The sequence below is a fragment of the Pseudomonadota bacterium genome, from assembly GCA_023229365.1.
Taxonomy (GTDB): Bacteria; Myxococcota_A; Polyangia; order JAAYKL01; family JAAYKL01; genus JALNZK01.
This window is the reverse complement of the sequence record JALNZK010000007.1, coordinates 65485-86089: the sequence shown is the minus strand read 5'-3', so window position 1 is coordinate 86089 and position 20605 is coordinate 65485. Positions and strand designations below refer to the sequence as shown.

Below are 20605 nucleotides of genomic sequence, written 5' to 3'. Positions count from 1 at the left end.
AGCTCCGGATCTGCTGGAACCCTCTGCTCGAGGGGAGCGTGGGCCGGGCGCTAGGCCGGCGGGCCGCAGTGGAGGGTGACGAGCCTCTCTGCGAACGTCGCGAAGCTCTCCGAGCTCCATATGCAGTCGTCGATGGAGACGGCCAGGTCGGCGGAGCAGGTCGCCCAAGCGGTCTGGTACGGGGCGCAGTCCCCCGCGATTGCTTGGTAGATGCAGGTGTTGAACATCGCGAGGTCCGCGCCGAACGTCTCCGTCGAGTCGAGCGAGCAGTTCTCCTTGCACGCATCGATGCCGCACTGCTTGGCCGCCTCGTAGGCGGCGCCGCAGCTGTCGGCGCTGTCGTCGCCCTCGAGCGCCGAGATGCACTGGCCGACGTTGCCGTCGATGACCTGAACGCTGCCCCAGTCGTCGTGCAGGCCGAGCGGGCCCTGTATCGCGTCCTCGTACGGGGTCAGGGCACACGCGAAGCATGCGGCGTTCGCCTCGTCTCCGGTCCACTCGTCGCATGCGCTCGTCGTCGCCGCGGTGTCGAGGCACGCGTCGATGTAGGCCGCGATCTGATCGACCGTGCACAGCCCTTGCTCGAATCCCGACGGCGGCTTCCAATCCGGGGTGTAGCCGGACACGTCGCCCGGCTCGCACTCCTGCTCCTCGGTGTCCGTGTCGGTCTCGGAATCGGTGTCCGCATCGGAGTCGGTATCGGAGTCGATGTCGGAGTCGGTGTCCGCGTCTGTCCCGCCGGCCGCGCCGGCGTCATCGTCACCACATCCGCCGCTAGCGAGCGCGAGCACCGCAGCCAAGATCCAGATCCAGTTCGTGTGCTTCATGGGTTTCTCCTTTTTCGAGGTTGAGATGGAAGACGCCAACCCACCATCATTGGCGGGCCCGACATCGGCCGTAACTATACTGCGTTCTTGCCGCGAGGGTAGAACTCGAGTCGCAGTGTCACTTCTTCGCCTGCATCGAGACGACGATCTCCTGATCCGCGTTGGGCGTGACGACGGCGATGAACGGCTCGAAGCCGGGCGCCTGCACGCGCATTGTCGCGCTCGCGGGCGCCGCCTTGACGCGGAACGGGTTCACGGTGACGAGCACGTCGTCGAAGAACACGAGGGCGTCCGCCGGCGCGCCCTTCACCGTGATCGAGACCGAGGTCGGCGCCGCGGGTGGTTGCGCGGGGATCGCCGCCGCGAGCTGAGGCGTTCCCGTGCCCGCCGATCCGCTCCACAGGACCGCCGCCGTGATGCCGCCACCCACGGTGATCGCCGCGGCGATCGCCACGACGATCACGAGTGCCCGGTTGGCGCCCTTGGGCTTGGTCGCGGTGCCGGTCCAGCCGGCAGGCGTGCGCGCGTGCGCGACCTGCGACAGGACGTTCTTCGCCACGTCGGTGCCGCTCGCGCTCGACGGCTTCTCGCCGAGGCTGCCGCCCGCGAACGTCGTCTTGCGCGCGTCCGCGGCGATCCGCGTGAGGCGCTCCTGGCGGCCGCTGTACGCCGTGAGCACCGCCAACTCGGCGATCATCGCCTCCGCGCTCTCGAACCTGTCGGCGGGGTTCTTGGCGAGCGCGCGCATCACGATCCCCGTCGCCTCCGCCGGGAAGCCCGGGTACGCCTGGGCCGGCGGGATCGGATCGTTCGTGAGGATGTTGATGATCAGCTCGGTGAAGTTGCCGCCGGCGAACGGCAGCTTCTGGGTCAGCATCTCGTACAGGATGACGCCCATGGAGTAGAGGTCGGCGCGGTGGTCGAGCGCGCTCGCGCCCCGAGCCTGCTCGGGCGCCATGTACGCCGGGGTGCCCATGACCGAGCCGGTCTGGGTCAGCTTCTCGCCGCCGCCCTCCGCGAACTTCGAGATGCCGAAGTCGATCAGCTTGATCTTCGGCGGGCCGCTCGATTGGCGGACGACGAAGATGTTGTCCGGCTTGAGATCCCTGTGGACGATCCCCTTCGCGTGCGCGGCGGCGAGCGCCCGGAGCGCGGGCTCCATGACCCCGAGCGCCGCCGAGAGATCGATGGGTCCGGTGCGCGCGAGCATGTCGCCGAGGCTCTCGCCCTCGAGGTACTCCATGACGAGGTACGGTTCGCCGTTCGGCGAGACCCCCACGTCCATCACGTCGATGATGCTGTCGTGGCCGATCGCCGCCGCGGCCTGGGCCTCGCGGTAGAACCGCTTCACCACCTCCTCGTTGCCCGCGAGATCCGCGTGGAGGAACTTGACCGCCACCTTCTTGCCGATGACGACGTGCTCGCCGCGGTACACGGCGCCCATGCCGCCCTGTCCGAGCAGCGTGGTCAGGTGGTACTTGTCCGCGAGCGTCAGGCCGCTGTAGTCGTTCGAGCCCATGTTCCGTGGCGCTCCTTGCGCGATATCCGTTTGACCCCCGAGGACCACCATCCTAACACAGGTTGTGATAAACTCACCGCCGTGATGAGACTCGTAGAGCTCGCGCTTTTGATCGCGGTCGCCGGCTGCTCGCCGGATCAGGACGACTACTGGGCGTCGCTCGGGATGGACGCCGCGGCCCAGGATGGGGACGCCGACACGGACGGGGACACGGATACGGACGGGGACACCGACACGGACGGGGATACGGACACGGACGGGGACACCGACAGCGAGTGCGCGGACACCGGCAACACGTGCGGCGATGGCGGTGGCGCCGTGGTCGATGCCGACGCAGGCCCCTCGTTCTGCGACTCCGAGGAGTTCGCCGACTTCATGGCGAAGACGCCCGTGGCGTTCGACAACACCGGTGCGCCGTTCCGCGGCAACGGCGTCGATCCGGAGGTCGTCGTGACCGGCTTCTCGTACTTCCTGTGCGTCCACTGTCGCGACGCGGCGATCCTGCTCGAGGAGATCTACGCGGATCCGGCGTACGCGGAGCGCTCGGCGTACTACTTCCGCCACTTCCCGTTTTCCACGGATGAGACCTCGATCTCCGTGAAGGACCACCGCGCGTCAGAGGCGGCGCACCTGCAGGGCGACTTCTTCGCGATGCACGACGCGCTGTTCGACAACTTCCCAGTCCTCGACGAGGCGACGATGCTCGATCTCGCCGCCAGCGCCGGGCTCGACATGGACCAGCTCGGCGTGGACTACGCTTCGGAGGAGTCGCTCGACCGCGTGCTCGCGGATCGGTCGGCCGGGCTCGCCGCGGGTGTGACCGGCACGCCGTCGGTCTTCGTGGACGGCCGCAAGCTCGGGGCTCCTTTGTCGTGGACTATGCTGCCCGACGTGCTCGACTGCCTGCTCGGCTACGCGCCGTGGGATCCGCCGGACGGCGGGACCTGATCTACTCCAACAGCACCGGCCCGATGTAGCGCGTGGCGAGCACGATGTTGTCCGTCCACCGCACCATCGTCTGCGGGAACTGCTCGGTCGTGCGGTGCAGGTTGAGCTGCATGTTCGTGGGCATGAGCCAACCGACATCGCGGTACCGGATGTTCGTCACGCGCGACTGTAGCACGCCGTCGATCCAGAAGCGCGCCTCGCCGTCGAACCCGCCCGGCGTGTTCAGGTACATGCCGACCTCGTAGCAGTGCCAGCCGCCGAAATCGACGTAGAAGAACGGGTCCGCGTACGAGGAGAATCGATACGGCTCGTCCCCGGTCGCGGGCTCCGTGGCCTCGACAGTTCCGACCTCGGCGACCGCGTCCTCGGGGTAGGGGTTGTAGCTGTACTGGTGCCCGACCCACAGGTACCCGTCGTTCGCCTCGGGCTTCTGGCTCGGGCCCCAGCCGACGAACTGGACCTGGGCGTTGAACCAGTTCGTGCCGTCGCACGGGGTGTTCACGCTCGCCTCGTCGTACGGATCGGCCTCCACGCCGAAACCCTTCACGCCGACGCCCGCCTCGAGGTTGTCCGCGCCCGGGTGGAAGCTGTCGTCGTAGTCGAAGCACATGCGCACGAAGTAGGTGGAGCGCTCTCCCTCGTGCGCCGACTCGGGGATGAGGAAGCGCGAGGTCGGGCCGTTCTCCCCCTCGGGCCAGCTCCGCTCGGCGCAGTAGCCGCCGGTGAACGAGATCGTGTCCACCACCGTGACGTTCTGCGCGTACACGTCGTCCTCGGTCGGGATCTGGACCGCGCCGGTTTCGAAGTCCTCGGCGGCGAGGACGTGCGGGTCCTCGGCGATCCCCACGTCGTTCGGGTACCCCTGCGCGAGGCCCCAGTTCACCCCCGGATCGAGGCCGTCGGCCCAGTGCGCGGGCGGCGCCGGAGCACCCTCGCCGGCGCAGGCGGCCGCGAGAACGGCCGCGAGGATTGCGGGGCCACGGATGAAAAGAGGCGACGTCATGCGGAGCTCCTCCCCGGAGGTTGTAGCGCGATCGCCGGGCTCCCGCCAACCGACGCCCGTCTGGACAACCGGCCGCAACTCTCCGACAATGTCGCGTCACTTTTTTTCGCGGCTGGGGGCGGCGATCGGTTGGAGAGACCGTGCAGATCGATTTCGAGAAACGCGAGATCCAGCTCAAGATCGTGTATTACGGCCCGGGCTTGAGCGGCAAGACGACGAACCTCGTCGCGATCCACAGGATCGCCGCGCCGTCGAGCCGCGGGCGCCTCATGACGCTCGACACCAAGGACGACCGCACGCTCTTCTTCGACCTCCTGCCCATGCACTTCGCCACCGACTCGGGCCTGTCGATCGCGATCAAGCTGTTCACGGTCCCGGGGCAGGTGATCCATGACGCGACGAGGCGGCTCGTGCTCCAGGGCGCGGACTCCGTCGCGTTCATCGCCGACTCGCAGGTCTCGGAGACGCAGGCGAACAAGGAGTCGTTCCTGAACCTGCGAAAGAACCTCGAGGAGAACGGGCTCGACATCAAGTCGATGCCGCTCGTCATCCAGTTCAACAAGCGCGACCTCCCGGGCGTGCGCACGGACGCCGAGATCGATCTGCTGGCCGCCAAGAGCCGCGAGCCGGTGTTCAAGGCGGTCGCGACCGACGGCACGGGGGTCGTGGAGACGTTCATGGGGCTCGTCGAGCTGACCTGGAAGCGCCTCGACGCCTGGCACGATCTCTCGGGCAAGTTCCAGGTGCGCGGCGAGGTGCTCTTCGAGAGCCTGCGGCGACAGCTCGGGCAGGATCCCGCGGCGCCTACGAGGCGGCAATGGACACGGTAGAACCCAGCCTCAAGCTTGCGCTCAAGGATCTCGTCGATCAGGCGACGTTCGGCGAGGTCGCGGCGAGCTTCTCGCGCCTGTTCGATCTCCCGGTTCGGATCTTCGACGCGGACGGGAACCTCCTCGTCGAGGCGGACAAGCAGAACGCGCTGTGCCGCTTCCTCGAGTCGCGCGAGCGCACGCGCCAGAGGTGCACGGTCCACCGCTCGCGGATCAAGGCGTTTCGGCCGTCTCCGGACGCGCGGATCGAGAATCTCCCGTGCTTCTGCGGGTGCGACTACGCGGTGACGCCGATCGTGCAGCAGGCCGAGGTCGTCGGCAAGATCGTGATCGGGCCGTACCTCCCGGCCGAGCTCGAGCGCGTCCCGCAGGCCGTCTTCGAGATCGACCCGGACATCGACGTCAAGCGGCTGCGCGAAGGCCTCACGGCGGTGCGGAGGCTCACCTCGCCGACGATCCAGAGGCTGACGGAGACCGTGGCGTCGGTGGTGGGCTCGCTCGTATTCGTGTCGCGCAAGTCGCACGTCATGAACGAGATGCACATCGCCGCGGTGCGCGAGTCGTTCCGCGAGCTTGAGGAGAAAAACCGGCGGCTCGAGGACATGCGCGAGGCGCAGCGCGAGTTCGAGAGGAACAAGTCGAACTTCCTCGCCATGGTGAGCCACGAGCTGCGCACGCCGCTGACCTCGATCATCGGCTACAGCGACATGCTCGTCGAGGGGATCGCCGGCCCGCTCGCGCCCGAGCAGAAGCAGTTCGTCGGGACCATCAAGACCAAGGGCGACGAGCTGCTGAAGCTGATCTCGTCGATCCTCGACTTCACGCAGATGGACTCGGGCCGGCTGACGCTCCGGATGGCCGACACGGACGTGGCCGCGCTCGTCGCCGAGGTCGCGGCGCGGGCGAAGGAGCAGGCGGATCGGCGCGGCATCCGGCTCGTGACCGACGTGGCGCAGGATCTGCCCACGGCGTCGCTCGACCCGGACAAGATCGCGACTGTGCTCGTGCACCTCCTCGACAATGCGATCAAGTTCTCGCCGCCCGGCGGGGTCGTGAAGATCTCCGCGCGCGTCGCGCCGGCGGAGGAGGACGACGGCGCCGAGGACGGCGTGGGGTTCGCGCTCATGGCGACCGTCGACATGCTCGAGATCCGCGTCGAGGACTTCGGCATCGGCATCGCGGACGGCGAGCAGGAGCGGGTCTTCGCGCCGTTCACGCAGATCGACAACTCGTCCACGCGCGAGCACGGCGGCGCCGGGCTTGGCCTCGCGATCGTGAAGCACTATGTCGAGGCGCACGGCGGCCGCGTCCTCGTGCGCAGCCGCCAGGACGAGGGGAGCGCGTTCACGATCCGGCTGCCGTGGGTGGGGGGATAGGGCCCTCACCCGCCGGGAGAGGGCCGCCCCGCCGGTGTTGCGTCGCAACCGCCTCGATGTTAATGAACAAGGCCGAAAAATAATTCGACATTTCGTCGAGTTGGGGCGGTCGACACCCCGGAACCACGATGCCCAGGACCACGAACGAGATCCGCAGCGCCTTCCTCGACTACTTCGCGCGCCACGACCACAAGGTGCTCCCCTCGGGGCCGCTCGTGCCGGCCGGCGATCCGACGCTCATGTTCGCGAACGCGGGCATGGTGCAGTTCAAGAACGTGTTCACCGGCCTCCAGGCGAGGCCCGCGCCGCGCGCGACGACGTCGCAGAAGTGCATCCGCATCTCGGGCAAGCACAACGACCTCGAGAACGTCGGGCGCACGAGCCGCCACCACACGTTCTTCGAGATGCTCGGCAACTTCTCGTTCGGCGACTACTTCAAGCGCGGCGCCTGCGGCCACGCTTGGGAGCTGCTGACCTCGGCGCTCGGCCTCGACCGCGACAGGCTGTGGGTCTCCGTGTTCGCGGGCGACGACAGCGCGCCGGCGGACGAGGAGGCGGCGGGCATCTGGCGCGACGAGCTCGGCGTTCCGCCCGAGCGGATCCTGCGCGGCACGGCCAAGGACAACTTCTGGGCCATGGGCGACACCGGGCCGTGCGGCCCGTGCTCGGAGATCATGTACGACCGCGGCGCGGCGTTCGGCGAGGCGAGCCTCGAGAACGGCGAGCGGTTCTTCGAGCTGTGGAACCTCGTGTTCATGCAGTACGCGGTCGACGAGCCGGGCGGCGCGATGCGACCGCTCCCCGCGCCCTGCATCGACACCGGCGCCGGGCTCGAGCGGATCGCGTCCGTGCTCCAGGGCGTCGACTCGAACTACGACACGGACGTGCTCCGGCCGCTCGTGGATCTCGCGGCGCGCATCTCGAAGAAGAGGTACGGCGCGGCCGCGGACGACGACGTGTCGATGCGCGTGATCGCGGACCACTCGCGGATGGCCGCGCACCTCATCACCGAGGGCGTGTTTCCGGAGAAGACCGGCCGCGAGTACGTCCTCAGGCGCGTCATGCGGCGCGCGATCCGGCACGCGCACCGGCTCGGCATCTCGGATCTCTTCCTCCACGAGACCGCGGGCGCGGTCGCGGACGTCATGGGCGACGCGTACCCGGAGCTCGTCAAGCGGCGCGAGCTCATCGAGCGCGTCTGCATGCAGGAGGAGGAGCGGTTCCGCGCGACGCTGAGCCACGGGCTCGAGCTCCTCAACGGCAACTCGGAATGGATCGCGGGGCCGGACGGCGGGAAGCTCCTGCCCGGAGCGATCGCGTTCGATCTCTCCGCGACGTACGGCTTCCCGCTCGACCTCATCGAGGTGATAGGTCTCGAGGACGGGTTCGCGATCGACCGCGCGGGCTGGGACGCGGCCGAGGGGCGCCACAAGGCGGTCTCGGGCGCGGGCAAGATCGGCGAGAAGGCCGTGGCGCCCGTGTACGCCGAGCTGCACCGCTCGCTCGGCTCGACCGAGTTCGTCGGCTACGGCGCGTCGAAGGCGGCGACGCAGGTGCTCGCCGTGATCCGCGGCGGGGCCACGGTGGAGGAGGGAAATACAGGGGAGGAGGTTGAAGTCGTGCTCGCGGCGACGCCGTTCTACGGCGAGGCGGGCGGGCAGGTCGGTGACACGGGGGAGATCCGCTCGCCCGGCGGCCGCATGGAGGTCGCGGACGCGCAGCGGCCGATCGCGGGGCTGTGGGTCCACCGCGGCACGGTGCGCGAGGGCCGGATCCGGGTGGGCGACGCCGTCGACGCGACGATCGACGCCGAGCGGCGCAGGGCGGTGAGCCGGCACCACACGGCGACGCACCTCTTGCACCTCGGCCTCAGGCGGCTGCTCGGCCAGCACGCGACGCAGAAGGGGTCGCGCGTCGCGCCCGACGGTCTCCGCTTCGACTTCTCCCACTTCGAGCCGCTCACCGGGGAACAGCTCGCGGCACTCGAGCGGTTCGTGACCGACCGCGTCCTCGAGAACGCGCCGGTGACGACCAACGAGACGACCTACGACGCCGCGCGCGCGACCGGCGCCATGGCGATCTTCGAGGAGACCTACGGCGACGTCGTGCGGCTCGTGCAGGTCGGGTCCGAGAGCCTCGAGCTGTGCGGCGGCATCCACGTCGGTGCGAGCGGCGAGATCGGCCCGTTCTTCATCACCGCCGAGTCGGGGATCGCGGCGGGCGTGCGGCGCATCGAGGCCGTGGCCGGGCGGCCGGCGCTCGACTACGCGATCGCGGCGCGCGGCGCGCTCGAGGGTGCGGCGCGGCTCGTCAAGGCGCAGCCGCAGGCGCTGCCCGAGAAGATGGAGAAGCTGCTCGCGAAGGAGAGGGAGCTGCGCGCCGAGGTGGACGCGCTGAAGCGGCGGCTCGCGAGCGGCGGCGCCGCGGACGTCACGTCGTCCATGCGCGAGATCGCGGGCGTGAAGGTGCTCGCGTCGGTGCTCGGCGTGGGCGATCCGGCGACGCTCCGCGACACGGCCGATCAGCTCCGCACGAAGCTCGGCTCGGCCGCGATCTGCCTCGGCGGGGAGAACGGGGGCAAGGCGGCGGTGCTCGTCGCGCTCACGCAGGATCTCCTGCCCCGCCTGGACGCGAACCAGCTCATCCGCGTGGTCGCCGCGCACGTCGGCGGCCGCGGCGGCGGGCGGCCGGATCTCGCGCAGGCGGGCGGGCCGGACGCGGACAAGCTCGAGACGGCGGTCAACGCGTTCTACGACGCGGTCGCCCGATCACTGGGCGGGAAGGGAAGCTGAAGGCGATGGCGAACCCGATAGACAAGGGCTCCTCGATCCGCGCGAAGCTGAAGTTTCCGGACGTCGCGAGCTTCGTCGAAAGGTACGCGCCGAACGTCTCGACCGCCGGGATCTTCGTGAAGACGCCGTCGCCCAAGCCCGTCGGCACGCGCGTAAAGTTCGAGTTTCTCATCGCGGACGGCACGGTCGTGATGCGCGGCCTCGGCCAGGTGGCGTGGGTGCGGGAGTCCGCGGCCGACGATCGGCCGGTCGGGATGGGGATCAAGTTCGTCAAGCTCGACGCCGCGAGCCGAGGCGTGCTCGATCGGATCATCGACTTCAAGCACTCGCTCGACGGGCCGCCCGTCCCCTCGCGCTACTCCGAGGTGCCGCCGCCGTACGTGCCCGAGGGCACTGACGTCGACGAGGGAGGGGGTGCCGAGGCTTTGCCCGAGCCCGCGGAGGAAGCCCCGCGCGAGTCGCCCCCGCCGCCGCCCCCGCCGCCGCCGGCGCCTGAGCCGGAGCCCGTGAAGGCGATCGTGCCGCCGCCGGCCGAGGAGCAGCCGCCCGAGGCCGCCGCCGCGCCGAGGAAGAAGCACCGGCAAAGGCCCTCGAGCGTGGATCTGAGCGCGATCGACTCGATGCTCGCCGACATCGCGGCGCCGTCCGTCGACGCGGCGCGGAAGCGACGCAAGACGGGCGAGCAAGCCGCCGTCGCCCCGCGGCCGGTCCCCGCACCGGCGGCCCCGATCACGGAGCCCGCGCCGTCGCCGGTCGTGTCACGGGAGCCGGAACCCGCGCCGTCGCCGGTCGTACCGCGGGAGCCGGAGCCCGAACCGGAGCGCTTCGAGCCGTCGCGCGACGCGCCGAGCGAGCCGCCCGAGACGGCGGGCGAGCCCGACGACGACGCCCCGATCCGATTCACCCCCGGAAGCCTGGTGTCGTTCATGCCCCCGCCGCCGCGCGAGAGCGACTCGCTCGAGGAGGACTTCGAGTCCGTGCTCGGCGGCGCGGACGCGAACGGCGACGGGGAGACGAGCGCGCCGATCGCGGCGCTCTCGGAGGACAGCGGCGTCACCGAGCTCGGCGAGGACGCGGTGATCGCGGGCGACCTCGAGGAGGAGATCGACGGGGATGGCGACTTCGAGGTGCTCAACGAGGGCATCCCCGGCGACGCGGTGGACGAGCTGATGGCCGAGATGGCCCGGAGCAGCAACGAGCCGGAGGCGCCCGCGGATCTGCAGCTGCTCGAGGACGAGGTCGTCAGCGACGCGCTCGACGGCCTGTTCGACGAGGCGAGCGACGGGGATCGCGCTTCGGCGCTGCCGAGCGCGGACGCGCCGGACACGCTGCCCGACGACGCGGTCCCGCCGGGGCTCGTGCGCGAGCGACCGCTCAGGCAGCGCGGCGCCCCGCCGCCGCCGCCGGACGAAGATGCGGCCTCGAAGAAGAAGGGGTTTTTCGGTAAGCTGTTCGGGAAATAGGTCGACCCGGTCGGGTCGTTGGGATGAACAACGGAGGAGTCATGAGCGTAGCGGCGATGGTGTTGGCGATTCTGGGGCTGGTGATCTGCTGGATCCCGTACGTGGGCTTTCTCGGCGTTCTTCTCGGGATCGTCGCCTTGATCCTCGGCATCGTGTCGATGAAGAGCCCCTCGGGCAACAAGGGGCTCGGTATCGTCGGGCTGGTGATAGGCGCGATCGTGCTGATCGTCGGCGGCATCGTGCAGACGCTCACCGTGATAGGCACCGTCGCGGTCGTTGAAAACGCCCCGGGAATCACCGAAGGGATCCTCGGCTCGCAGCCCGAGGAGCTCCCGCCCGAGGCCCCGTTCCAGCAGAAGCCGTAGCGAAGGCCTGCGAGAGGCACGATGAACGACAGCCAGCCGACCCTGGTCATCGCGGACGACGACAAGAACAACGTCCTGGCGCTCGAGAAGGTCTTCCAGCGGGAGGGGTTCTTCGTGATCACCGCGCCCGGCGGCGCCGAGGCGCTCGACGCCGTGCGCGCCGGGCAGGTGGACGTCGTCATCACCGATCTCATGATGCCCGGCATGGGCGGGGTCGATCTCCTCGACGCGATCAAGGCCGCGCAGCCCGAGGTCGAGGTCGTGCTCATGACCGCGTACGGGACGGTCGAGGCCGCGGTCACGGCGATGAAGCGCGGCGCGTACGACTTCGTCGAGAAGCCGGTGAAGCGGCAGGTCATCGTGAAGACCGTGCGCAAGGCGCTCGAGAAGCGCTCGCTCGTCGTCGAGAACCGCGCGCTCAAGACCAGGCTGCTCAAGTTCGAGAAGCGTTCGATCATCGGCAACGCGCCGGCGTTCCGGCGGACCATGGACGTCGCGCTGCAGGCCGCGCCGTCGGTCGCGAACATCCTCGTAACGGGCGAGTCGGGCACGGGCAAGGAGCTCGTGGCGCGCGCGATCCACGAGGCGTCGAGCCGGGCCGACCGGCCGTTCATCGCCGTGAACTGCGCCGCGCTCCCGGAGACGATCATGGAGGCCGAGCTGTTTGGCGCCGAGCGGGGCGCGTTCACCGGCGCGGTGCAGCGGCGCGACGGGAGGTTCAAGCTCGCCGACGGCGGCACGATCTTCCTCGACGAGGTCGGCGAGATGAGCCTGGCCGTGCAGGTGAAGCTCCTGCGCGTGCTCCAGGAGGGCGAGTTCGAGCCGCTCGGCGGCAAGACGTGCCGCGTCGACGTCCGCGTCCTCGCGGCGACCAACCGGGATCTCGAGGAGGAGGTCAAGCGGGGGGGGTTCCGCGAGGATCTCTTCTACCGGCTGAACGTCATCGTCGTGCACCTGCCGCCGCTCAGGCACCGGCTCGAGGACGTGCCGCTCCTCGCCGAGCACTTCCTCGTCCTGCACGCCGCGCGCAACGGCAAGCAGGTGGACGGGATCGCGCCCGAGGCGATGGAACTCCTCGCCGCGTACTACTGGCCGGGCAACGTCCGCGAGCTCGAGAACGTGATCGAGCGCGCCGTCGTCCTCAGCCGCGGCCGCGTCCTCACGCCGCAGGATCTCCCGCCGCGCGTCGCCGAGGAGGCGCGGGTGGAGTCGAACCTCACGATCGCCGTCGGCACGCCGCTCGAGGAGGTCGAGCGGCGCCTGATCCGCGAGACCTTGCGCCAGACCAAGGGCGACAAGAAGCAGGCGGCGCAGCTCCTCGGGATCGCCACGCGCACCATCTACCGCAAGCTGGACACGCTCGAGTAGGGGCGGACCTGCGTGTCCGCCCTGATGATCCCGAATCGTCCGACACCACAATAGGGCGAACACGAACCCCGGGGGCGAACACGAACCCCGGGGGCGAACACATAGGTTCGCCCCTACGACGAAACGCGGGGAACGTGCCCCTGGACTGTGACCACCAATTGCGAAAGAGTTCGACCTCGGGTTGCCAATTCTCTCGGGCTGACGTCATCATCGCCGAAGCAGGGAGGGAACGTTCGTGGCCACCGACGCGGAGTTCATGATCTACGTCGCCGATCAGGTCGAGGGCGCCGGCGCCATCACCTATCGCAAGATGTTCGGCGAGTACGCGCTCTACTGCGACGGCAAGGTGGTCGCGCTCGTCTGCGACGACCGGCTCTACGTGAAGCCCACGGAGGAGGGGCGGCGGTTCGCCGGGGAGATCGATGAGGCGCCCCCGTACCCCGGGGCGAAGCCGCACCTCCTTCTGCAGGATCGGATAGATGATCGGGATTGGCTCTGCGAGCTGGTCCGGATCACGGCGCGCGCCTTGCCGCCGCCGAAGCCGAAGAAGAAGCGGTAACCGCCGGCGGACCCCCAGCTGCGGCGGTGGCGGCCGCACGACGGATCCGCGCAGTGCTATCGAGGCGCGGCGGCGAGCGCCTCGAGCTCGGGGAGGAGCCGCTCCGCGGCGGCGAACAGCGCGAGCACCTGGGAGCGGAACGCCTTCCTGTCGAAGGTTGAGTCGGTGCCGACGACGGTGGAGATCCGGATCGAGCCCGCAAGCGGATCCCACTCGAGCTTGGCCGTGACGAGCCGCCGGTTCAGTTCGAGCAGCCGGCGGGCGAGCGCGAGGGAGGGGCCGTCGCCCCCGGCGAGAGGCAGAAACCGCGGGATCGCGACGTACACGGTGTTCGTCCTGTCGCTGCACGCGACGGTCGCGTCGACGTCGATGCCGATGCCGCCCAGCCGCCGGCGGAAGGAGCAGATCCCCGCCTCAGCCTCGCACGTCGCTTCGATCCCGATCCGCGCGAGCTCCTGGCGCACGGCGTCGAGGTAGCGGGGCTGCGGCTTCGGCTCCGCGTTCGCGCCCGCCGCCGAGGCGAGCACGACGGCGGCGACGATGACGGCGCGCCTCATAGCTTCGACGCCAGCCGATCCGTGCGTTTCAGATCGCCGCTGTCTTCTCCGGGCCAGAGGAGGAAGACCGCCTTCCCGACGCAGCTGTCGATGGGGATCGTGCCGAAGTTCCGGCTGTCGACCGCCAGGTTCCTGTTGTCGCCCGCGACGAAGAAGTGGTCCTCCGGCACGACCGTCTTCCGGTGCTCCTTGCCGCCCGCGCGATCCATGAGGGCGACGTGGTAGAGCCTGCCGCCGACGAGCTCCTCGGCGATCCGGACCGCGTACTGCATCTCCTCCCCGGAGGTGCGGTCCACGTAGAAGATCGGGTCCTCGACGCTGTGCTGGATCATCTCGCCGCTGATGACGACATGGTTGCGGTGGAACTCGATCTCGTCGCCCGGGACCCCGAGGACGCGGAGCGCGACGAGCTCCGACGAGTCGTCGGGGTTCTCGCACACGGCGATGTCGCCCTGGCCGAGGAGGCTGATCGTGGAGACGACGAAGATGTCCCCGGGAACCAGCGTCGGCACCATGGAGTACGACCGGGTCTTCCCGAGCTCGAAGAAGAAGACGCGGCCGACGACCGCGACGATCGCGATGACGACGATGAGGCCAAACAGGAATTTCAGCAGCTTCCCCACGTCGCCCGCCTGCCCTCCGTCGTTCGGATTCGGCCATTGTCGCGGCGCGGCGGCGCGCGTGTCAAGGGAACAAAGGGCCCGCGCCCGATCGGGCGGCCCCGAGGCGGCGGGCGGGTGCGCGGCCGCGGATCAGCAGTCCCAAGCCAGGGGCGAAGCGGCCCTCTCGTAGCTCAGGATCGGCCTGCCGCCGAACGCGAAGTGCCTGCATCCCAGGCAGGAGAACGACGGCCACAGAAGGGCCGACGCCTCCTCCAGGCAACCCATGTAGTGGGTGCAGTCTTCGCGGCGGTTCTCCTCGACCCGCGTGATCTCTAAGGGTTGTTCGATGCGCTTCATATCGAGCCTCCAAGTAAAAAAACGCCTGCAAAAAAGGGCTCTCTATGCGGGTTAGTTGATCCATTCCGGTTGAAATTCCAGGTCGGGTCGGAGATTTGGCGAAAACGGCGGGTTTCAGCCCCGGCGAAGCGCCTCGAGGACGGCGGCGCCCGCCTTGTGCACGTCGCCCGCCCCGACGGACAGGAGCACGTCGCCCGGCCCGAGCCCGTCGAGCGCCGCGCGGGCCGCGTCGTCGAGGTCGGGCGCGTGGGCCGCCTCCGCTCCGAGCTCGCGGATCGCCTCGGCTAAGGAGGCCGCGCTCCGCTCCTCGGGGGTCGCGGCCGCGTCGCGCGCGGCGTAGATGTCCGTCAGGACGACGGCGTCCGCGCCCGCGAGCGCCGCCGCGAGCTCGCCGAACAAAGATCGTGTCCGTGCGATCTGGTGCGGCTGGAACAGGACGACGATGCGCCGGCCCGCGAACCGCTCCCGCGCGCCTTCGAGCAGGGCGCGGATCTCCGTGGGGTGGTGCGCGTAGTCGTCGACGACCGCCACGCCGCGCGCCTCGCCGAGCAGCTGGAACCGCCGGGCCGCGCCGTCGAACCCCGCGATCCCCGCCGCGAGATCCGCGATCGGCAGGCCGAGATCGTGCGTCACCGCGAGCGCCGCGAGCGCGTTCCCCACGTTGTGCCGTCCGGGGACGCGGAGCGACATCTCGATCGCGAAAGCGCCGCCGCGATAGACGCCGAAGCGGGTCTCGCCGCCGACGACCCGGACGTCGCGCGCCTCCCAGTCCGCGGGTGCGCCGGTCGCCGAGTACGACAGCGGACGGGCCGCCGCGCCGCGCGCGATCTCGCGGAGGTCGGGCCAGTCCGCGCAGTAGACGATCGCGCCGTCCCGCGCGACGCGCGCCGAGAACTCGGCGAACGCGCGGCGGACGCCGTCGAGGTTCCCGTAGACGTCGAGGTGGTCGTTGTCGATGTTCGTGATCACGGCGCTGCTCGGGTTGAGCTGCAGGAACGACCTGTCGTACTCGCACGCCTCGGCGACGAAGAACCGCGAGGCGCCGGCGTCCGCGCTTGCGCCGAGCTGCGGGACGTGCCCGCCCACGACGAAGCCGGGGCGCTCGCCCGCCGCGCGGAGCGCGCAGACGACCATCGCCGTGGTCGTGGTCTTCCCGTGCGTCCCGGCGATCGCCACGCCCTGCGCCGCGTTGAGGAGGGCGCCGAGCACGGCCGCGTACTTGACGACCGGGACGCCGCGCGCCCGCGCCGCCTCGAGCTCCGGGTGATCCGCGCGCAGCGCCGCCGACGCGACGACGAGCTGGGCGCGCTCGGGGATGGCAAAGCCGTCCTGCCGGCGCACGACCTCGACGCCGATCGCCGCGAGCCGCGCTCGGACCGAGTCGTCCGGGTGCGGATCCGTCCCGGTGACCGTGTAGCCCTTCTGCGCGAGCAGCGCGGCGAGCCCGCTCATCGCGCTGCCGCCGATCCCCGCGAGGTGGATCGGGCGATCGGGCGCGAGGACCCCTAGCTCCGGAAGCGACAACGCTCTGGGCGCGGGCGGCACGGCGCGCGGGGTGCTCAACCGAGCTTGGCGCCGCCGTCGGCGTCGGTGTCGGTGTCGGAATCGGTGTCGGAATCGGTGTCGCTGTCGGAATCGGTATCGGAATCCGAGTCGGCGTCGGTGTCCGTGTCGCCGCCGCCGTCCCACACGAACGGGTCCGTGTCGGAAAAGTCGCACTCGCACACGTCGTCGACGCACGTGCCGCCCGGGAACCCGAGGCTCACGCAGGACGACGCGCAGTCCTCGGCCGCGCAGCCCACGTTGTTGTCGTTTTCCGCTTTGCACGAGGCGAAGGCGAGGAAGGCGAGCACCGGCGCCGCATGGCGCGCCGCGAACCTGAGAGGCATGTCAGACTCCTTGGGCCGGCCGCAGCCGGAAGCGCCCGGATGATAGCACGAAAATTGGCGTAGGCAGACGATTCTGAATCCACTAGATTTGGTACGCCATGGAACACAAGAGCGCAGAGTCACCGGGCGCCGGCGTCCTCGGGACGCGCGAGGATCAGCTCGTCGAGCAGGTCGAGCGGATGCGGGCGCGCCTGACGCACGAGATCGAACAGCGGATCGTCGGGCAACGCGACGTCGTCGAGCTCCTCCTCGTGGCGCTCCTCGCCGGCGGCCACGTGCTGCTCGTCGGCGTCCCGGGGCTCGCCAAGACGCTCATCGTCAAGACGGTCGCGGACGCGCTCTCGCTCGTCTTCGGCCGGATCCAGTTCACGCCGGATCTCATGCCGACCGACATCACCGGCACCGACATCCTCGAGGAGACCGAGGGCGGCAAGCGCGCGTTCCGCTTCATGAAGGGCCCGCTGTTCTGCAACCTCCTGCTCGCCGACGAGATCAACAGGACGCCGCCGAAGACGCAGGCGGCGCTGCTCCAGGCGATGCAGGAGCGCGCCGTGACGGCTGGCGGCACGACGTTCGAGCTGGTGCGGCCGTTCGTCGTCTTCGCGACGCAGAACCCTATCGAGCTCTCCGGCACCTACCCGTTGCCGGAGGCGCAGCTCGACAGGTTCATGCTGCACATCGACGTGGACTACCCGAACGCCGCGGACGAGGTCGAGATCGTGCGCCGCACGACCGTCGGCGAGCTCAAGCCGGTGACGCGCCTGCTCGACGCGCGCGAGATCCTCGAGGTCCAGGATCTCGTGCCGCGCGTGCCGGCGGCGGATCACGTGCTCGAGTACGCGGTGCGCCTCGTCCGGCGCTCGCGCCCGGCGGACGCCGAGGCGCCGGAGGAGATCCGGCGGTTCGTCTCCTGGGGCGCCGGGCCGCGGGCGGCGCAGATGCTCGTGCTCGCCGCCAAGGCGCGCGCCCTCCTCCGCGGCCGGTTCGCCGTCGATCTGGGCGACGTGGCGGCGCTCGCGCCGGCGGTCCTGCGCCATCGGCTCGTGCTCAGCTTCGAGGCCGAGGCCGAGGGCGTGAAGGCGAAGGCGCTCATCGCCCGCATCATCGAGACCACGCCGCGATGACCCGCCCGCCCGATCGGGGCGAGAGGCCCGTCGACGCGCAGATCCTCGATTCCGTCGCGACTTTGACCATCGAGGTGCGCCGCGTGGTCCAGGGGTTCCTCGGCGGATCGCACTCGTCGCTGCACCTGAGCTCGTCGGTCGAGTTCGCGGAGCACAAGAAGTACTCGCCGGGAGACGACGTCCGGCACATCGACTGGCGCGCCTTCGCGCGGACCGATCGGCACTTCGTCAAGACGCGCGAGCGGGAGGTGATCCTGCGCGGGCTCGTCCTCGTCGACTGCTCGGCCTCCATGGGCTACACGGGATCGCGGGCGCAGCTCTCGAAGCTCGACTACGCCCGGGTGCTCGCGGGGGCGCTCGCGCACATCCTCGTCCGGCAGGGCGACGCGGCCGGGCTGATGCCGTTCGCGGCGAAGGTGGAGCCGCACATCCCGCCTCTGGGGAACCCGGAGCACCTCTCGGCGCTGCTCGCGCACCTCTCGCGCGTGAGCGTGCAGCCGGGCCCGACCGCGTACGTCGAGGCGATCCACGCCGCCGCGGATCTGCTGCGGAACCGCGCGCTCGTCATCGCGATCAGCGACCTGTGGGCCGCGGGGCGCGAGACCGAGATCGCGCTGTCGAGCCTCTCGGCGCGCGGGCACGACGTCGCGGTACTGCGCGTGCTGTCGCCCGACGAGATCGACCTGCCGTTCTCGCGCGTCGCCGAGTTCGTCGATCCCGAGGACGGCGCCAAGATCGAGGTCGATCCGGCGCTCGTCCGTGAGGACTACAGGCGCGCCCTCGCCGAGGACCGGGGGCGCTGGCGCCGAGTGGCCGTCGAGGCCGACCTCGACCTGATGAACGTGGTCACGTCCGCTCCGCCCGAGGCGACGCTCGCGGACTTCGCGGCGCGCCGCCACCGCGTCGGGAGGCGGGGATGACCTTCGACGCCCCCTGGATGCTGGCCGGGCTGCTCGGGGTAGCGGTCGTGCTGTGGCTGCACCTCCGCAGGCCGAGCGATCAGGTGATCCGCTTCCCGGCCGTGGGGATCCTCGCCGAGGTGTCGCGGCGGCGCGCGCCCAGGCTGAGGCTCCGCCGCATCGTCCTGCTCGCGCTGCGCTGTCTCGCGGTCGCCGCCTTGGCGCTCTCGATGGCGAGGCCGGGGATCGCGGTGCGGCGGCCGGGCGGCCTGCGCTCCGGCATGGCGCTCGCGCAGGTGATCGTCATCGACGACTCGCTCAGCATGCGCCAGAAGGGCGCCGACGGCGTGACGGCCTTCGAGCGGGCCAAGGGGCTCGCCCTCGCGGAGCTGCGGCGGCTGCGCCCCGGAGACGCGTCCGCGGTCGCGCTCTCCGGCTACCCGGCGCGGGCGGCGTTCCGCGAGCCGTCGTTCGATCTGGACAAGGTCGCGGAGGCGATCCGGCGCCTCGAGCCGGGCTTCCGCAGCGGGGACATCGAGACGGCGCTCCACCTCGCGTCGCGCCAGCTCGAGGAGAGCCCGCTCGCGGAGCGCGAGGTGGTCCTGGTCACCGACCTCGCCGAGAGCGGCTGGCTGGATCGCGAGCTCGCGTGGTCGAAGGACGCCGGGTTCGGGTTCCGCGTGATCGCCGCCGTCGACGGCCCGCCGCCGGAGAACGCGGCGGTCGACGGCGTCCGGGTCGAGCCGACCGGCGAGGGCGCCGTGCGCGAGGTGGTCGTCGAGGCGCAGGTCACGAACCACGGCGAGCGCGATCTCGAGGCGGTGGAGATTTTGCTCGAGATCAACGGCGTGGAGGAGGCGCGCGCGAGCCTCGACGTCCCGGCCCGCGGCCAGGCGGTGAAGCGGTTCAACCACAGGTTCAAGGAGGACGGCGTCCGGCGCGGGCTCGTGCGGATCGGGGGAGACGCGCTCGTCGAGGACGGCGTGCGGCACTTCACGTTCAACGTGCGGCCCGTCCTCAGGGCGCTGGTCGTCGACGGCGACTACCGCCCGGGATCGTTCCGCGACGAGGTGTTCTACCTCATGCGCGCGCTCGCTGCGCCGATGCCCCACGAGATGCCGATCACCGCGATCGCAGCGGATCTCGAGACCGCCGCGGCCGGCCCGATCGCGGGCTACGACGTCGTCGTGCTCGCGGGGGTGGACGAGCTGCCGCCCGCGTTCGCCGCGCGGATCGTCGAGTTCGTCCGCGGCGGCGGCGGCCTCCTCGCCGCGCCCGGCGCAGGCCGGGATCAGCTGTCCGGGATCGAGGCGATCCTGCCGGGCGAGGTGCGCTCGGTGTCGAGCGTCCGATCCGGGGACAAGGCGCACCGCCTCGGCGCCGTGAACCGCGTCCACCCGATCTTCAGCGCGTTCGCCGAGGGGCCGACCGGGCTCGAGGAGACGCGCGTGTTCTCGCACGTCCTCGTCGAGCCGGATCCCGCGCTCGACAGGACCGTGATAGCGGAGCTCGCCGGCGGCGCGCCGCTCCTCCTCGAGCGGCGCTCGGGGCGGGGCACGGCGCTCCTCCTCACGACGACGCTCGACCGGGACTGGACCGACCTGCCGATCCGGCCGGGCTTCCTGCCGCTCGTGCAGCGATCGGTGCGCTACCTCGCGAACCGGCTCGGCGAGAGGAACGCGCGCCGCGTCCCGGTCGGCGGGAGCATCGACCTCGAGGTGAGCGGCGGCATGCGGCGGCTCCTCGTCGTGGATCCGGGAGGCGAGGAGACGACGTTCTCGGCCGGCGATCTCGCGGACAAGTCGCGCGTCGGGTTCGGCGGCACGGAGGTGCCCGGATCCTACCGCGTGTTCGCCGAGCTGCCGTCGCAGGGCGGGCTCGCGGAGCTGCCGGCGCTCGCGTTCGCGGTCGAGACCGACCCGAAGGAGTCCGAGCTCTCCCGCAAGGTCTCGGCCGAGCGCGTCGACGCCGCCGCGGGCGGGACCAAGGGCGCCGCCGCGTCGGTCGCGGTGGTGGGGAGGCTCCCGATCTGGCCGTACCTCCTCGTGGCGGCCGTGCTGCTCCTCATCCTGGAGACGCTGATCGCGGGGCTCGGCTTCCGGCGATCGCACGCCCGCTCCTGAGGCC

General features: G+C 70.5%; 19 protein-coding genes. 11 read left to right on the top strand and 8 right to left on the bottom strand.

Annotation, left to right across the window (positions count from 1 at the left end):
* Positions 1-50: 50 nt before the first annotated feature.
* Both M0R80_06395 and M0R80_06390 read right to left on the bottom strand, forming a co-directional pair.
* The gene (locus M0R80_06395; protein MCK9459251.1) at positions 51-827 is read right to left on the bottom strand and encodes a hypothetical protein; all 777 of its coding nucleotides are present in this window, start codon (positions 825-827) and stop codon (positions 51-53) included.
* 118 nt (positions 828-945) lie between these two features.
* Positions 946-2346, bottom strand: coding sequence for a serine/threonine protein kinase (locus M0R80_06390; GenBank protein ID MCK9459250.1), 1401 nt, complete (start codon positions 2344-2346; stop codon positions 946-948).
* An 84-nt stretch (positions 2347-2430) separates the two neighbouring features.
* On the opposite strand from M0R80_06390, the gene M0R80_06385 reads away from it, so the two are divergent.
* Positions 2431-3294: a thioredoxin domain-containing protein gene (locus M0R80_06385; GenBank protein MCK9459249.1), complete on the top strand. Its 864-nt coding sequence runs from the start codon at positions 2431-2433 to the stop codon at positions 3292-3294.
* A 1-nt stretch (position 3295) separates the two neighbouring features.
* Here M0R80_06385 and M0R80_06380 read toward each other — a convergent pair whose 3' ends face one another.
* Positions 3296-4297 carry a hypothetical protein gene (locus tag M0R80_06380; GenBank protein MCK9459248.1) on the bottom strand — a complete coding sequence of 334 codons (1002 nt, stop codon included), beginning with the start codon at positions 4295-4297 and terminating at the stop codon, positions 3296-3298.
* Positions 4298-4437: 140 nt separating this feature from the next.
* Between M0R80_06380 and M0R80_06375 the strand changes: the two genes are divergently transcribed.
* The 7 genes from M0R80_06375 to M0R80_06345 all read left to right on the top strand — a co-directional run bounded on the left by M0R80_06375 (position 4438) and on the right by M0R80_06345 (position 13050).
* Entirely contained in the window at positions 4438-5127 is a 690-nt protein-coding gene (locus tag M0R80_06375) for a gliding motility protein (protein ID MCK9459247.1), read from the top strand.
* On the top strand, positions 5115-6503 hold the full coding sequence (locus M0R80_06370) for an ATP-binding protein (GenBank protein ID MCK9459246.1): 1389 nt from the start codon (positions 5115-5117) through the stop codon (positions 6501-6503). The genes M0R80_06375 and M0R80_06370 overlap by 13 nt, the downstream gene beginning before the upstream one ends.
* 128 nt (positions 6504-6631) lie before the next feature.
* Positions 6632-9295 carry an alanine--tRNA ligase gene (gene alaS / locus M0R80_06365; GenBank protein ID MCK9459245.1) on the top strand — a complete coding sequence of 888 codons (2664 nt, stop codon included), beginning with the start codon at positions 6632-6634 and terminating at the stop codon, positions 9293-9295.
* A 5-nt stretch (positions 9296-9300) separates the two neighbouring features.
* Complete coding sequence (locus tag M0R80_06360) at positions 9301-10758, top strand: TIGR02266 family protein (GenBank protein MCK9459244.1); 1458 nt, start codon at positions 9301-9303, stop codon at positions 10756-10758.
* A gap of 41 nt (positions 10759-10799) precedes the next feature.
* A complete protein-coding gene (locus M0R80_06355) occupies positions 10800-11123 on the top strand; it encodes a hypothetical protein (GenBank protein ID MCK9459243.1) in 324 nt (107 codons plus the stop codon).
* 21 nt (positions 11124-11144) lie between these two features.
* Complete coding sequence (locus M0R80_06350) at positions 11145-12491, top strand: sigma-54 dependent transcriptional regulator (GenBank protein MCK9459242.1); 1347 nt, start codon at positions 11145-11147, stop codon at positions 12489-12491.
* A 235-nt stretch (positions 12492-12726) separates the two neighbouring features.
* Positions 12727-13050, top strand: coding sequence for a TfoX/Sxy family protein (locus M0R80_06345; GenBank protein ID MCK9459241.1), 324 nt, complete (start codon positions 12727-12729; stop codon positions 13048-13050).
* Between the two features lie 56 nt (positions 13051-13106).
* Here the strand turns inward: M0R80_06345 and M0R80_06340 are convergent, their stop codons facing one another.
* The 5 genes from M0R80_06340 to M0R80_06320 form a co-directional block, all read right to left on the bottom strand.
* Complete coding sequence (locus M0R80_06340) at positions 13107-13607, bottom strand: hypothetical protein (GenBank protein ID MCK9459240.1); 501 nt, start codon at positions 13605-13607, stop codon at positions 13107-13109.
* The gene (gene lepB / locus M0R80_06335; GenBank protein MCK9459239.1) at positions 13604-14230 is read right to left on the bottom strand and encodes a signal peptidase I; all 627 of its coding nucleotides are present in this window, start codon (positions 14228-14230) and stop codon (positions 13604-13606) included. The genes M0R80_06340 and lepB overlap by 4 nt, the downstream gene beginning before the upstream one ends.
* Before the next feature lie 129 nt (positions 14231-14359).
* Positions 14360-14566 (bottom strand): hypothetical protein, encoded by a 207-nt coding sequence (locus M0R80_06330; protein ID MCK9459238.1) that lies wholly within the window; start codon positions 14564-14566, stop codon positions 14360-14362.
* Between the two features lie 114 nt (positions 14567-14680).
* Positions 14681-16129 (bottom strand): UDP-N-acetylmuramate--L-alanine ligase, encoded by a 1449-nt coding sequence (murC, locus tag M0R80_06325; protein MCK9459237.1) that lies wholly within the window; start codon positions 16127-16129, stop codon positions 14681-14683.
* Positions 16126-16455, bottom strand: a complete 330-nt coding sequence (locus tag M0R80_06320) for a hypothetical protein (protein MCK9459236.1) — start codon at positions 16453-16455, stop codon at positions 16126-16128. The genes murC and M0R80_06320 overlap by 4 nt, the downstream gene beginning before the upstream one ends.
* Positions 16456-16553: 98 nt before the next feature.
* Between M0R80_06320 and M0R80_06315 the strand changes: the two genes are divergently transcribed.
* From M0R80_06315 to M0R80_06305, 3 genes are read left to right on the top strand one after another with little or no spacing between them, the layout of a single operon-like run.
* Positions 16554-17579, top strand: coding sequence for a MoxR family ATPase (locus M0R80_06315; GenBank protein MCK9459235.1), 1026 nt, complete (start codon positions 16554-16556; stop codon positions 17577-17579).
* Positions 17576-18499 carry a DUF58 domain-containing protein gene (locus tag M0R80_06310; GenBank protein ID MCK9459234.1) on the top strand — a complete coding sequence of 308 codons (924 nt, stop codon included), beginning with the start codon at positions 17576-17578 and terminating at the stop codon, positions 18497-18499. The genes M0R80_06315 and M0R80_06310 overlap by 4 nt, the downstream gene beginning before the upstream one ends.
* Positions 18496-20601, top strand: a complete 2106-nt coding sequence (locus M0R80_06305) for a BatA and WFA domain-containing protein (protein MCK9459233.1) — start codon at positions 18496-18498, stop codon at positions 20599-20601. The genes M0R80_06310 and M0R80_06305 overlap by 4 nt, the downstream gene beginning before the upstream one ends.
* Positions 20602-20605 lie beyond the last annotated feature (4 nt).

Bases quoted from the DNA above. Each gene is read 5' to 3' on its own strand.
- M0R80_06315 (MCK9459235.1), top strand. From the start codon at position 16,554: ATGGAACACAAGAGCGCAGAGTCACCGGGCGCCGGCGTCCTCGGGACG.
- M0R80_06390 (MCK9459250.1), bottom strand. From the start codon at position 2,346: ATGGGCTCGAACGACTACAGCGGCCTGACGCTCGCGGACAAGTACCAC.
- M0R80_06395 (MCK9459251.1), bottom strand. From the start codon at position 827: ATGAAGCACACGAACTGGATCTGGATCTTGGCTGCGGTGCTCGCGCTC.
- alaS (MCK9459245.1), top strand. From the start codon at position 6,632: ATGCCCAGGACCACGAACGAGATCCGCAGCGCCTTCCTCGACTACTTC.
- M0R80_06330 (MCK9459238.1), bottom strand. From the start codon at position 14,566: ATGAAGCGCATCGAACAACCCTTAGAGATCACGCGGGTCGAGGAGAAC.
- M0R80_06380 (MCK9459248.1), bottom strand. From the start codon at position 4,297: ATGACGTCGCCTCTTTTCATCCGTGGCCCCGCAATCCTCGCGGCCGTT.
- M0R80_06320 (MCK9459236.1), bottom strand. From the start codon at position 16,455: ATGCCTCTCAGGTTCGCGGCGCGCCATGCGGCGCCGGTGCTCGCCTTC.
- M0R80_06360 (MCK9459244.1), top strand. From the start codon at position 9,301: ATGGCGAACCCGATAGACAAGGGCTCCTCGATCCGCGCGAAGCTGAAG.
- M0R80_06370 (MCK9459246.1), top strand. From the start codon at position 5,115: ATGGACACGGTAGAACCCAGCCTCAAGCTTGCGCTCAAGGATCTCGTC.
- M0R80_06310 (MCK9459234.1), top strand. From the start codon at position 17,576: ATGACCCGCCCGCCCGATCGGGGCGAGAGGCCCGTCGACGCGCAGATC.
- M0R80_06340 (MCK9459240.1), bottom strand. From the start codon at position 13,607: ATGAGGCGCGCCGTCATCGTCGCCGCCGTCGTGCTCGCCTCGGCGGCG.
- M0R80_06385 (MCK9459249.1), top strand. From the start codon at position 2,431: ATGAGACTCGTAGAGCTCGCGCTTTTGATCGCGGTCGCCGGCTGCTCG.
- M0R80_06355 (MCK9459243.1), top strand. From the start codon at position 10,800: ATGAGCGTAGCGGCGATGGTGTTGGCGATTCTGGGGCTGGTGATCTGC.
- M0R80_06350 (MCK9459242.1), top strand. From the start codon at position 11,145: ATGAACGACAGCCAGCCGACCCTGGTCATCGCGGACGACGACAAGAAC.
- M0R80_06305 (MCK9459233.1), top strand. From the start codon at position 18,496: ATGACCTTCGACGCCCCCTGGATGCTGGCCGGGCTGCTCGGGGTAGCG.